14 protein-coding genes are annotated in these 12,049 nt (G+C 38.4%); 13 read left to right on the top strand and 1 reads right to left on the bottom strand.

The genetic code is table 11. The features are described from left to right. The first annotated feature begins 49 nt into the window (after positions 1-49). The 7 genes from IGJ24_RS01740 to IGJ24_RS01770 are packed head-to-tail and all read left to right on the top strand — an operon-like array spanning position 50 to position 5,375. Complete coding sequence (locus IGJ24_RS01740) at positions 50-853, top strand: PTS mannose/fructose/sorbose/N-acetylgalactosamine transporter subunit IIC (protein WP_002358431.1); 804 nt, start codon at positions 50-52, stop codon at positions 851-853. Continuing rightward, entirely contained in the window at positions 846-1,664 is an 819-nt protein-coding gene (locus IGJ24_RS01745) for a PTS system mannose/fructose/sorbose family transporter subunit IID (RefSeq protein WP_002355336.1), read from the top strand. Before IGJ24_RS01740 ends, IGJ24_RS01745 begins: the two co-directional genes overlap by 8 nt. A 30-nt stretch (positions 1,665-1,694) precedes the next feature. Further along, positions 1,695-2,171: a PTS system mannose/fructose/N-acetylgalactosamine-transporter subunit IIB gene (locus IGJ24_RS01750; protein WP_002395405.1), complete on the top strand. Its 477-nt coding sequence runs from the start codon at positions 1,695-1,697 to the stop codon at positions 2,169-2,171. Between the two features lie 16 nt (positions 2,172-2,187). Then, positions 2,188-3,039, top strand: coding sequence for a MurR/RpiR family transcriptional regulator (locus IGJ24_RS01755; protein WP_002355339.1), 852 nt, complete (start codon positions 2,188-2,190; stop codon positions 3,037-3,039). Positions 3,040-3,053: 14 nt separating this feature from the next. Further along, complete coding sequence (murQ, locus tag IGJ24_RS01760) at positions 3,054-3,944, top strand: N-acetylmuramic acid 6-phosphate etherase (protein WP_002355340.1); 891 nt, start codon at positions 3,054-3,056, stop codon at positions 3,942-3,944. A 12-nt stretch (positions 3,945-3,956) separates the two neighbouring features. Beyond that, on the top strand, positions 3,957-4,946 hold the full coding sequence (locus IGJ24_RS01765; RefSeq protein WP_129193906.1) for a serine hydrolase domain-containing protein: 990 nt from the start codon (positions 3,957-3,959) through the stop codon (positions 4,944-4,946). A 9-nt stretch (positions 4,947-4,955) separates the two neighbouring features. Further along, positions 4,956-5,375, top strand: coding sequence for a PTS sugar transporter subunit IIA (locus IGJ24_RS01770; RefSeq protein ID WP_289865494.1), 420 nt, complete (start codon positions 4,956-4,958; stop codon positions 5,373-5,375). Positions 5,376-5,553: 178 nt separating this feature from the next. Here IGJ24_RS01770 and IGJ24_RS01775 read toward each other — a convergent pair whose 3' ends face one another. Further along, a complete protein-coding gene (locus IGJ24_RS01775; RefSeq protein WP_002355344.1) occupies positions 5,554-6,363 on the bottom strand; it encodes a DUF1189 domain-containing protein in 810 nt (269 codons plus the stop codon). 193 nt (positions 6,364-6,556) lie between these two features. Between IGJ24_RS01775 and IGJ24_RS01780 the strand changes: the two genes are divergently transcribed. The 6 genes from IGJ24_RS01780 (at position 6,557) to IGJ24_RS01805 (ending at position 12,008) form a co-directional block, all read left to right on the top strand. Continuing rightward, on the top strand, positions 6,557-7,165 hold the full coding sequence (locus tag IGJ24_RS01780) for a superoxide dismutase (protein ID WP_289865495.1): 609 nt from the start codon (positions 6,557-6,559) through the stop codon (positions 7,163-7,165). A gap of 147 nt (positions 7,166-7,312) precedes the next feature. Further along, positions 7,313-8,293 (top strand): diaminopimelate epimerase, encoded by a 981-nt coding sequence (gene dapF / locus IGJ24_RS01785; protein ID WP_129193907.1) that lies wholly within the window; start codon positions 7,313-7,315, stop codon positions 8,291-8,293. 149 nt (positions 8,294-8,442) lie between these two features. Beyond that, positions 8,443-9,651 (top strand): LCP family glycopolymer transferase, encoded by a 1,209-nt coding sequence (locus tag IGJ24_RS01790; RefSeq protein ID WP_289865497.1) that lies wholly within the window; start codon positions 8,443-8,445, stop codon positions 9,649-9,651. A 130-nt stretch (positions 9,652-9,781) separates the two neighbouring features. Further along, positions 9,782-10,483: a glucosamine-6-phosphate deaminase gene (nagB, locus tag IGJ24_RS01795; protein ID WP_002355352.1), complete on the top strand. Its 702-nt coding sequence runs from the start codon at positions 9,782-9,784 to the stop codon at positions 10,481-10,483. A gap of 95 nt (positions 10,484-10,578) precedes the next feature. Further along, positions 10,579-11,280: an MgtC/SapB family protein gene (locus tag IGJ24_RS01800; RefSeq protein ID WP_002355354.1), complete on the top strand. Its 702-nt coding sequence runs from the start codon at positions 10,579-10,581 to the stop codon at positions 11,278-11,280. A gap of 158 nt (positions 11,281-11,438) precedes the next feature. Beyond that, a complete protein-coding gene (locus tag IGJ24_RS01805) occupies positions 11,439-12,008 on the top strand; it encodes a LemA family protein (protein WP_002386098.1) in 570 nt (189 codons plus the stop codon). The last annotated feature ends 41 nt before the right edge of the window (positions 12,009-12,049 follow it).

A 12,049-nucleotide genomic window follows, 5' to 3' on the forward strand; every position in this document is an offset into this window, starting at 1 on the left:
TATTCTACAAATACAAAAAAGAAAACGCATTCAAGGAGGATGAGAAAGCATGACAGTATCGATTGGTATTATTTTGATTTTATGTCTTTACACAGTTGTTGGTGTACTTGACCAAATTTCTATTCAGATTGGTCCATATACACCATTGTTTGCTGCAACGTTTACTGGCCTAGTCTTAGGAGATGTTCAAACAGGTTTGATGATTGGGGCAACGCTTCAATTGATGACATTAGGCGTAGCGACTTATGGAGGAGCAACAGTCCCAGACTTTCTTTCGGGGGCCATTATGGGAACGGCTTATGCAATCATTTCAGGGAAAGGGGCAGAGTATGGTATCGGAGTTGCGGTTCCGATTGGGTTATTATTAACACAACTAGATATTTTAGGCAGAATGGCTAATACGTTTTTCCAACACAAAGCAGATCGCTATGCGGAAGAAGGAAATTATAAAGGGGTCGAGCGTTGCAATGTTTTAGGAATTTTTCCTTGGACGATTTCTCGTGTCATCCCAGTTTTTATTGGCCTAGCTTTTGGTGAACAAGTTGTAAACGCTATCAATAATTGGATTCCTATTTGGGTGATGAATGGGTTAAAAGCAGCAGGTGCTATTTTACCAGCGATGGGGATTGCTATTTTAATGCGTTACTTGCCAATTAAAACATACTGGCCCTATTTTATTATTGGGTTCGTGTTACTTGCTTATGGGGCCCAATTCTTCTCAGTTTTAGGTGTCGCACTGGTTGGCTTGGCTTTAGCAGCGATTTATGTGATGAATCATAACAAAGGCGGCGCAGCTACAACAAGTGGCACGGTTATTTACGAAGATGATGAGGAGGTTGAGATTGATGACTAACAAATTAACAAAAAAGGATATTAATAAAGTTTACGTCCGTAATCTTTTTGGCTATCAGTGGGGCTGGAACTATGAAAAAATGCAAGGACTTGGTTACGCTTGGGTGATGATGCCTGCATTAAAGCGACTATACAGTGAAGATCCAGTAGCTATGAAGAAAGCCTTGAAGACACATCTTGGCTTTATGAATACAACGCCAGCCATGTCGCATTTAATTGTCGGAGCTGATATGGCTTTGGAAGAAGAAGTTGGCATTGAAGATGAAACGGCCATTACTGGTTTGAAAACAGGTCTAATGGGTCCGTTTGCTGGTGTTGGTGATACCATTTTTATCGCGATTTATCGTGCGATTGTTTTTTCGATTGCAGCTTACATGGCGCAAGGGGGCCAGGTTGTTGGGTTACTGATCCCGTTAATTGCCGGAGCAGTGGTCCTATGGGTTCGCTATAAATTCACTTGGATTGGTTACCATCAAGGGAAAAAAATTGCGACAGAATTTGCGGATAAAATGAAATTGTTTACGCAAGGTGCAGCTATTTTAGGGTTAACGGTGGTCGGCGGTTTGATTCCTTCGGTAATTACTTACAAATTAGATTTAACTTATAAAATGGGAGATGTAACATTATCTGTTCAAGAAATGTTGGATAAAATTTTACCCGCATTAATTCCTTTAGGGATTGTTCTTTTATCCTATTGGTTACTAGGGAAAAAGAAAATGAATTCAACACGGCTAATCTTTGTTTTAATTTTAATTGGCATGGTTTTAGGCAATTTACAACCAATGTTGGCTTGGGTTGGCGGTTTATTTTAAAAAAATAGTATATAATAGGAGAGATTTATTATGACAATTGTACATGCAAGAGTAGATGAGCGTTTAATTCACGGACAAGTTGCAACCGTTTGGACGAATACGGTTGGAGCACAAAGAATCATGGTAGTAAATGATGCCGCTGTCAAAGATCAATTACAAATTGGTGCCTTAAAAATGGCTAAGCCTGCAGGAGTTAAATTATCCATTTTATCAAAACGTAAAGCGATTGAAAAAATTTTAGCAGGCAATTATGATGAAGAAAAAGTCTTTTTAATTACGAAAGACATTGCAGATATGGCGGCTTTAATTGATGGCGGTGTCCCATTACAGAGCTTCAATGTCGGCAATATTTCTCAAAAAGAAGGCAGTCGTGTAATTAAAAAATCTGTTGCATTAACCGATGAAGATATTCAAACCGTTCGTCGTTTAACAGATAATGGGGTGACTATTACCGCACAGATGATCCCTTCTGAACCAAACGAAGCAATTTTAACTTTCATAAAATAGAAATGGAGATGAGAAGATGGAGCCAATCCGTTCAATCAGACAAAAATATAAGGACTTTTCCAAAGTAAATAAGAGAATCGCAGACTATATACTGAAGGATCCGACCCGTCTTCTCTCATTAACAGCAAACGAAATTGCTAGCAATAGCGAAACTTCTCCAGCATCAGTTACCCGTTTTTCTAAACAATTAGGGTTTGACAGCTGGGAAGAGTTAAAACTATCCATTGCAGCGGTACAAGCTGCCAGTAACGGTAAAAAAGATATTGATCCAATTGTAGCGGCGGATGATTCGGTGGATACTATTTGTATGAAAGTAGAATCTTTATTAAATGCTACGATTGAGGATTTATTTTATACAGTGGATAAACAAGCCTTGGAACGAGCAATCGCGCATGTTAAAAAAGCGGAAAAAATTCATTTGGTTGGAATTGGTGCCTCTTCTTTAACGACTTATAATCTTTATCACAAGTTTAACCGCGCTGGTCGCCAAGCAATTTTTAATTATGATAGTCACATGATGTTGGAGTTTTTAAATTATGCAACGGCACAAGACATTTTGATCACGGTCTCCTATAGTGGTTTGACAAAAGAAGCCTTAATCGCCTGTGAAATTGCCAAAAATAGAGGTGCAACGGTTATTTTTATTACCAGTAACGATGGAGAAAACGTGCGATCATTGAGCGATGAAGTTCTTTTAGTCCCCAATAATGAGCACCTCATTCGAGTTGGGGCTATTTCATCGATTGCTTCGTCAATGGCAATTGGCGATGTTCTGTATTTAGGTTCAATTCAAGATGATTTAGACACAGAAATTGAACGCAATATGATTGAAACGAGTCAACTTGTCAGCCGTCTAAAAGAGAAGTAGGGGTGTGCAAGCAAATGAACTTAGAAGGATTAACGACAGAAGCCAGAAATGAAGCGACTAAAAAGATTGACCAAGTGTCAACATTAGAGATGGTGACTTTAATAAATCAAGAAGACCAAAAGGTAGCACAAGCAATTGAAAAGGTGCTTCCGCAGATCGCTGCAGCAATTGATGCAGCGGCAGAACGATTTAAAAAAGGGGGCCGTTTAATCTATTGTGGTGCAGGAACGTCTGGACGTTTAGGTGCTTTGGATGCGATTGAATTAACGCCCACATATAGTGTGTCGCCAGAACGCGCATTTGGTATTTTAGCTGGTGGTGAAAAAGCAATGTATCAAGCAATTGAAGGCGCTGAAGACTCGAAAGAATTAGCTATCGAAGATTTAACGCAACATCAATTGACCGCCCGAGATGTCGTAATTGCGATTGCTGCTAGTGGTCGGACACCATATGCTGTTTCCGCAATTGAATACGGAAAAAAAGTGGGCGCTCTAACCATTTCAGTTACCTGTAATAATCAAAGTCCGATGAATCAATTGGCGGAAATTGGGATTGCGCCAATTGTAGGACCGGAAGTCATTACAGGATCAACTAGAATGAAAGCGGGTTCAGCACAGAAAATGGTGTTAAATATGTTTTCAACAGGGATTATGGTTAAAGTAGGGAATATCTATCAAAATTTGATGGTCAACGTACAACCAACGAACGAAAAATTAATTCAACGTGCCACGAATATCATTAAAGAAGCAGCAGAAATCGAGGAATCGCAAGCCAAAGAATACTTGGAGGCAGCACAGCTAGAAGTGGCACCAGCCATTGTAATGGCGAAAGCCCACGTTGATTTTCAAAAAGCCAAACAACTATTAGCAGAACATGACGGACGGATTTCAGAAGTTTTAGCATAGAAGTGGTGAACAATGAATCAAATCGCAATTCAAGAAACAATTCAGAGACTGATTAATCAGCAAGTCGTTCCGGGTGTCGCTTGGGGGACGATCACAGAAGATAGCTTATCAGAACAGTATACGGGCTTTTTAGGTAATACTGGTCCATTTGCAAGACAAAAGATTTCATCAGCTAGCCTGTATGATTTAGCGTCCTTAACGAAAGTTATTGGGACAACAAATCGAATGTTACAATTAATCGATACAAATCAGCTTGCTTTTTCAACCACTGTGGGGGAAATCCTGCCTGATTATCAAGGACTATCTTGTTCGATTGGGGAGCTTCTACTGCATCAGAGCGGACTGCCAGCTGATGTTGTCAATAAGAAAAATGTCACAAAAAAAAGCTTGCAAGAAATCATTTTAACGCATTCGTTATCTGAACGAGGGAAAACCACTTATTCTGATTTAGGGTATTACTTATTGGGAGAAATTATTCAAGTATTGGATCGCTGCTCATTAGAAGAGAGCTTTCAAACATACTTATTTCAACCAATGAACCTACAGCATACAAGTTTTACAGTCAGCGATTTTGCCCAGGCAGTGCCCACAGAGATTACAAAACAACGCGGCGTTATTCAGGGGGTGGTCCACGATTCGAAAGCCTATCAACTGAAAGCGCCAATTGGCAGTGCAGGTTTATTTGCAACTTTACCAGATTTACTCACTTTTGTTCAGTGTTTTATGAACAATCGCTACCCGTCTGGCAAACCATTATTTTCTGAAAAAATGTTCACTGCTCTCTGGTCTATGAATCAAGGGGGCCGTACATTTGGTTGGGAAGTGAAAAAGGCGCAAGCAGGGGCAGACTATTTGTATCATACTGGCTTTACTGGAACGGCGATTGGTATGAAAAAAGAGACCAAAGAAGCCCTAATTTTGTTGACGAATCGGATTCATCCCACTCGTGAAGAACGTGGCTTTCTGAAAGCGCGAACAAAAATTTATCAGCAGTATTTTTAGGAGGATATGATGAAACCAAAATTAATTTTAATGAGCCATGGACGGATGGCAGAAGAAACCTTAGCTTCTACTCAAATGATTGTCGGGGAATTAGCAGATGCTGCGATTGTGTCAATGACCGCAGAAGATGGCTTGAGCGGCACGCAAGCAAAACTGGCAGCAATCTTAAAAGAAGCTGGCAATGTCCCGACGCTTGTATTAGCTGATTTAAAAGGAGGAACACCTTGTAATGTGACTATGATGGCCATGGGCACTTATCCGCAATTGCGAGTAGTCGCTGGACTTAATTTAGCAATGGCAATTGAAGCAGCCGTGTCACCTGTGGAAAATGTGGATGAATTAGCTGCATATTTAACGCAAATTGGCCAATCTGCGGTGACCACGATTGACTTACCTGAATTAACAGATGAAGAAGAATTTGAAGAATAGAAAGAGGTCGGGACGGAACCGTTTAGCTCCGAGAAATAAGAAGGAATTTCCGAAAATTGCTTTTTAATTTTTGGAGAATTTCGGCTTATTTCCGAAGGAGTTGGTTCTGTTCCCGCCGTTTATCAGGTTTTGAGCCTGGAACAAAAATCCAAAGTGATTTTTGTCCCAGGCTCTTTTTTTAAGAACCAGGGATATTCCGTGGTTCGTTTTTGGTTGTGACAAAGAAAAAGAACAGACTTAGTAAAATAACTAGGATGCCATCGTTAAACATCGGATTTACGAAGTTTAAAATAGCACTTAAGATAACTGGCACGGTAGCACAATACGTAATAATTTTTAAACAATCAATCAAACGTAAAGAATAAAAACGTAATTTTGAATAGAGAGATGCACCGATAGCGGCAATCAGTAAGTCTAAAACTAAACCGATTAGAACAGGGTAGATAGCCACTAAAAAGACAATGAGTTTTGTCCACCAGGGGATCGCTGCTTCACTTAGCGCAGTCTTGATACTCTGAGCATTAACGCCATCTAAGGTTCCTTTACTATAGGGGAAGATAAATTGGTCGGTGCCTAGAATTGATTCAGTTGCTCCTGAATTTGGTAAGGCGACTACAAATTCATCTTGTAAAAAAGCTAAACCAAACGCATTACCAATTAAATCCTTTTGGACATCAGCAGCTGTACGCTTTCCATCTGGATCAAACGTAAAAATAATCGAGTCGGTTTGATAAATAAAACCAGATTCTTTGGCCTTTGTTTGCAACGTGCCATTTTCAATAGAAAAGTCAGGCAACTTTTCTGCAATTTTTTGGCCATCTTGTTGCACCTCTTGTAGCACAGAAAAGACTTGTTTGGTAATAGGTAGTGCTAAAATAGCACTTAAAAAAACAGCATAGAGAATTACTTTCCAAAACGCCATTTTTTTCGCATGCCGTAATTCTGAAACTGAAAAAAAGGCCTGCTTAAATAATTGCAATGTATTCATTTATTTACTCCTCACATCATTCTTCTACAGGTCATTCTAGCGAATTTATGAGGGAAACACAAGGTAATCTCCCTCTTTTGTAAAACTTTTCTTTTGGCAAGCAAACTATTTTGTAGAAAGCGGTTCACTCTGTTATCATAATAGTTGTATGAAAGACGTATGTTACATACTAAAAAATAGGGGGATTTAAAAAATGACTTACACATTACTAGAATTACCATATGCTTATGATGCATTAGAACCTTACATTGACGTGGAAACAATGCACTTACACCATGATAAACACCACAACACTTATGTGACTAACTTAAACGCAGCAATTGAAAAACATCCAGAATTAGGCGAAAAATCTGTAGAAGACCTAATTTCAGATATGAATGCTATTCCTGAAGATATCCGCACAGCCGTTCGTAACAATGGTGGCGGTCACGCAAACCATACATTCTTCTGGGAAATTATGGCACCAAATGCTGGTGGACAACCAACTGGCGCTATTAAAGAAGCAATCGATGAAACATTTGGTAGCTTTGATGAAATGAAAGCTGCTTTCAAAACAGCTGCAACTGGCCGCTTTGGTTCAGGTTGGGCTTGGTTAGTTGTGAATAACGGTAAATTAGAAATCACTTCAACACCAAACCAAGATTCACCATTAATGGATGGCCAAACACCTGTTTTAGGTCTTGACGTTTGGGAACATGCGTATTACTTAAAATATAAAAACGTTCGTCCAGATTACATTGAAGCATTCTGGAACGTTGTTAACTGGGATAAAGTAAACGAACTTTTTGCTGCAGCAAAATAAGTTTGCCAATTGTGAAGGAAAGAGTCAAATGACGGCTGTCATTTGACTCTTTCCTTTTACAAATCCAGGGTCGAAATAGTTGTTCGTTTATGGCATACTAAAGTAAGTAGGGAAAGATAACGGATACATAAAGAAGGAGCTAAAAAAATGAATGTTATGATGCAAAAAGTACACGGGTCAGAAAATGATTTCTTTTTATTGGATGAGACACAGTTTGAGCGTTCTTTAACCGCTGAGGAAATTGAGCAGTTGCGCATCCAGTTATGTTCGCGGGAAACAGGATTATTGGCGGGAGCTGATGGGTTACTTTTGGTAGGAGAAGGGACTCATGGCACGTCCAATGCTAGAATGCGAGTGATTAACAGCGATGGTAGTGAAGCAAGCATGTGCGGGAACGGCTTGCGTACGGTTGCCCGTTATTTAGCTGAAAAAAACCAAGAAAAATCATTTACAGTTGAAACAATGTTTGCAGATTTGAAAGTACGTCAAGCCCCCAATTTAGCTGAAGAAGTAGCGACTTACCAAGTGGAAATTTCGCCAGTAAGTTTTGAAGCAGTCACTATCCCAATGCATTTAGGGGTCCAAACATTAATTGATGAAATTGTACCAGCCTTATCTAAAACCATTCGCTTTACAGCGGTAGCAGTGCCTAATCCGCACCTTGTAGCATTTGTGGATCACGAAACCTTAAATGGTCCAGAATTTGAACGAATCGCTTCCTATGTAAATAATGAAAATCCATATTTTCCAGAAGGGATAAATGTGAGTTTTGTTGAAATTCTTGGCAAAAATCAACTATTTGTTCGAACGTATGAACGTGGTGTAGGTTTTACAAGTGCTTGTGGGACAGCTATGTGCGCAAGTAGTTTACTTTATACGTTATTGAAAGATGGTGTTTTTTATGAAGAAATAACCGTCAAAAATGCTGGAGGTATGGTGAAAACAGTCGTCCACGAAACGTCTGATGGCAGTTATTGGATGGAATTAATTGGGAATGCCACGATTACGCATTTGATTGAAGGATCACTGACTGATTTACTAAACGGTGCATTTGAGAAAATAACTATCACTGAAACGAATGAACAGAAATATTATCAAGAATTTCTGCAAACACTTTCTCAAAAATAACAATTGTTCCTTGATAAAGCGCTCTTTTATTTTACAATTGTGTTAAGTTCTTGTTCCAAAAAATAAAAAATATTGCTTGAATAAGCAAACTATGAGAAAATAAAGGGCATGAATTAAGAATTATTCTTAGATAAACGAGGAAGTGTCTTATGAAACTATGGAAAAAAGTAGTACTGGGCTTCTTGAGCGTCTTGCTAGTGGTAGTAGCTGGGGTATGTGCTTACGGGATTAAGATGTATTCAGATGCCAATTCAACAATTAATGGGATCTATCAATCAGTTAACCGTAAGTCCAATAAAGGAGCCACGGCCAATATTGATGCGCAAGAACCATTCTCTGTTCTTTTAATGGGGATTGACACAGGCGATTTAGGCCGAACAGAACAAGGTCGTTCAGATACTACAATGGTTGTAACCATCAACCCGAAAGAAAACAAGTCCACAATGATCAGTTTGGATAGAGATATTCTAACAGATATTGTTGGAAATGACACACAAGACAAATTGAACCATGCCTATGCATTTGGTGGCGCCGAAATGGCGATTAATACAGTCCAAGAATTACTGGATATTCCCATCCATCACTATGTATCCATCAATATGAAAGGGTTAAAAGACCTGATTGATGCGGTAGGCGGTATTGAAGTAGATAATACGATTGGTGAATTTACGTTGGACGGTATTACTGTTCCAGCAGGTAAAATCAAGTTAGATGGCACGACAGGTTTGGCTTATGCGCGGATGCGTCACGAAGATCCTGAAGGAGATGTGGGTCGTCAACGCCGCCAACGAGAAGTTGTTGAGAAAATCGTGCGCAAAGTCATGAGTTTTGATGGTGTTTCAAAATATCGAAAAATTCTTGATGCTGTTGAAGCCAATGTAAAAACAGACTTAACTTGGGATGACATGATGGACATCCAATCAAAATATTTGTCTGCCTTTAAAACAATTGAATCTGAGCAATTACAAGGATACAGTGCAACCATTGATGATATTTATTATCAAGTCCTAGATCCAAATAGCTTATACAAAACACAAACAACGCTTAGAAAACAACTTGGTTTAAAAGAACATGCTTCTGAACGTGAAAAAGATTTAGCCTTTTATAATCAGTTTAGCTATGCTGTTACAGATACTGCACTGATTGGTGAATCTGGTGATTCAAGTGCCAATAGCTCTACTAGTTCGAGTAGCACAGCGGACACCACAGCCGGACAAACAGAATACAACGGCAATACGCAACAAGCAGCAGAAGGAGCCTACGATCCGAATACGTACGTTGACCCAAATGCGTACACAGATCCAAACGCTTATGCTGATCCAAATACGTATGTGGATCCCAACGCACCACAATATTAATCTGTTAAACAAGCTCGAAAACTTCTATTTCTGATGGGAAATAGAAGTTTTTTTCTTTTATTCTAGAAATTTTTTTCAGAAGGTGTTATAATTGGACTATACCAAAATAAACCGTAAGGAGCGTGTCAAAATGCAAATTATCCGTGTAGCAAATGCAGAAGAAGGCGGCAAAAAAGCGTTTGAATTAATTAAAGAAGGTATGAACAATGGTGCGAAAGTTTTAGGCTTAGCAACAGGTAGTACACCAGAAACATTATATAAAGAAATGACAGCAAGTGATGTTGACTTTACAGAAATGACTTCTGTAAACTTAGATGAATATGTTGGTTTAGGTGGCGAAGATGAGCAAAGTTACCGTTATTTCATGAACAAACACTTATTTGACAAAAAACCATTTAAAGAAACATTTGTACCAAATGGTAAAGCAGAAGATTTAGATGCTGCTTCCGCAGAATATGAAAAAATTATCGATGCACATCCAGTAGATATCCAAATCTTAGGTATTGGTCAAAATGGACACATTGGTTTCAACGAACCAGGCACACCTCTAGATAGCTTAACACATGTCGTTGAGTTGACTGAATCAACAATCAACGCAAACAAACGTTATTTTGACAAAGTAGAAGATGTCCCAACACGTGCTGTTTCTATGGGGATTGGCTCAATCATGAAAGGTAAAAAAATGATTTTAATGGCTTATGGCGAAGCAAAAGCAGAGGCCATTAAAGGCATGATTGACGGACCAGTAACAACAGACATGCCCGCAAGTGCATTACAAAACCATCAAGATGTTGTTGTAATCATTGATGATGCAGCTGCAAGTAAATTATAATCGTTGATGAAAAAGAACTTGAAACATAAGGATTTCCTTATGTTTCAAGTTCTTTTTTTGTTATACTGGAAGTAATAGAAGAAGAGGTGAAAAGGATGTTACAGCTAACAATTCCAGAAATTATTTTACGGTTAGTCCTAGCGATGGTGATGGGTGGCGCAATTGGTTTTGAAAGACAATATAAGAATCGCCCAGCAGGGATGCGCACTCACATTTTAGTTTGTATGGGCGCGGCTATTATTGCGTTAATTCAGTCGCAAATTGCAATCAATGCATTGAAAGATGCGTTAGCTAATCCGGCTTTGACGGGGGTCATTCGTTCAGATCAAGCAAGATTGATCGCACAAGTTGTAAGTGGAATCGGCTTTTTAGGTGCTGGAACCATCATTGTAACGAAACAAAGTGTCACAGGATTGACGACAGCAGCGTCACTATGGACCGTTGCTGGTTTAGGGATCGCGGTGGGCATGGGCTACTATACGATTGCCTTAACAAGTTTTATCGGTGTATTATTTGCCTTAACCATTGTCAAACGAATTATTCACGTACCAACAATCAAAAAATTAGAAATTCGCTATCAACATAAACAAGAAACCAAAGAATTTATTAATCAGTATTTTGAAGAAAAACATATTGAAATTTATGATGTGAATTTCAATGTTTCTTGGGTGGATGATACAAAAATCTATACGAATATCTATACTATTGATTTGCCTAAAGGCCTAACGTATGCCGATGTTATCGAAGATCTATCTGTTTCAAATAATGTAACAAAATTACGATTGATTAATGTGTAGAAACATCTATTTATAATTAATGACAACCGCTATAAGTTAAAATGCTTATGGCGGTTTTCTTCTAGGGCCTAGGACTGATTTTTTAAGTTTAATATTTCAAAAAGATTACAAAAGAGTTATGATTGTATTACGAGTTAGAAAGAAAGGTGATAAGTAAGATGAATAAAAAAAATAAATTTCTTAGTATTATTGTTGTTGTCGTTGTGATTATTGGTGCATTTGTGATGAAAGCTTATAATCAATTGATTACTTTAGATAATAAAGTCGAAGCAGAATGGTCACAAGTAGAGAATGTAATGCAAAGACGGGCTGATTTAATTCCGAATCTTGTCAGTAGTGTTCAAGGCAGTATGACTCAAGAAAAAGAAGTTTTAAAAGAAATAACGGAAGCACGTAAAGCATACGCAGGAGCAAAATCTTCTTCTGAAAAAGGGCAAGCAAATGAGCAAATTGAAAAAGGATTAGGTAATTTTGTTACAGTATTGAATGAAGATTACCCAAAGTTAGCTTCTTCTGAAAATGTCAAAACCTTAATGACTCAATTAGAAGGATCTGAAAATCGAATTTCTGTTGAACGCCGTAACTATATACAAGCTGTTGAAACATATAACCAACAGATTTCAAAATTCCCTGATAAAATAATTGCAAAACTTTTAGGATTTGAGAAGAAAACTAACTATGTTGCGACAGAGCAGGGAAAAGAAGTGCCACAAGTGGAATTTAAATAAAAAATTTGTAGAAAATTTGGGTTAAAAAGAAAGAAGTGAGG

It is taken from the genome of Enterococcus sp. DIV0546 (assembly GCF_051712785.1).
In the GTDB taxonomy this organism is placed as follows: Bacteria; Bacillota; Bacilli; order Lactobacillales; family Enterococcaceae; genus Enterococcus; species Enterococcus faecalis.

What these genes read in the sequence shown, in the direction of transcription:
- IGJ24_RS01740 (WP_002358431.1), top strand. Translation starts at nt 50, where the DNA reads ATGACAGTATCGATTGGTATTATTTTGATTTTATGTCTTTACACAGTT.
- IGJ24_RS01745 (WP_002355336.1), top strand. Translation starts at nt 846, where the DNA reads ATGACTAACAAATTAACAAAAAAGGATATTAATAAAGTTTACGTCCGT.
- IGJ24_RS01750 (WP_002395405.1), top strand. Translation starts at nt 1,695, where the DNA reads ATGACAATTGTACATGCAAGAGTAGATGAGCGTTTAATTCACGGACAA.
- IGJ24_RS01755 (WP_002355339.1), top strand. Translation starts at nt 2,188, where the DNA reads ATGGAGCCAATCCGTTCAATCAGACAAAAATATAAGGACTTTTCCAAA.
- murQ (WP_002355340.1), top strand. Translation starts at nt 3,054, where the DNA reads ATGAACTTAGAAGGATTAACGACAGAAGCCAGAAATGAAGCGACTAAA.
- IGJ24_RS01765 (WP_129193906.1), top strand. Translation starts at nt 3,957, where the DNA reads ATGAATCAAATCGCAATTCAAGAAACAATTCAGAGACTGATTAATCAG.
- IGJ24_RS01770 (WP_289865494.1), top strand. Translation starts at nt 4,956, where the DNA reads ATGAAACCAAAATTAATTTTAATGAGCCATGGACGGATGGCAGAAGAA.
- IGJ24_RS01775 (WP_002355344.1), bottom strand. Translation starts at nt 6,363, where the DNA reads ATGAATACATTGCAATTATTTAAGCAGGCCTTTTTTTCAGTTTCAGAA.
- IGJ24_RS01780 (WP_289865495.1), top strand. Translation starts at nt 6,557, where the DNA reads ATGACTTACACATTACTAGAATTACCATATGCTTATGATGCATTAGAA.
- dapF (WP_129193907.1), top strand. Translation starts at nt 7,313, where the DNA reads ATGAATGTTATGATGCAAAAAGTACACGGGTCAGAAAATGATTTCTTT.
- IGJ24_RS01790 (WP_289865497.1), top strand. Translation starts at nt 8,443, where the DNA reads ATGAAACTATGGAAAAAAGTAGTACTGGGCTTCTTGAGCGTCTTGCTA.
- nagB (WP_002355352.1), top strand. Translation starts at nt 9,782, where the DNA reads ATGCAAATTATCCGTGTAGCAAATGCAGAAGAAGGCGGCAAAAAAGCG.
- IGJ24_RS01800 (WP_002355354.1), top strand. Translation starts at nt 10,579, where the DNA reads ATGTTACAGCTAACAATTCCAGAAATTATTTTACGGTTAGTCCTAGCG.
- IGJ24_RS01805 (WP_002386098.1), top strand. Translation starts at nt 11,439, where the DNA reads ATGAATAAAAAAAATAAATTTCTTAGTATTATTGTTGTTGTCGTTGTG.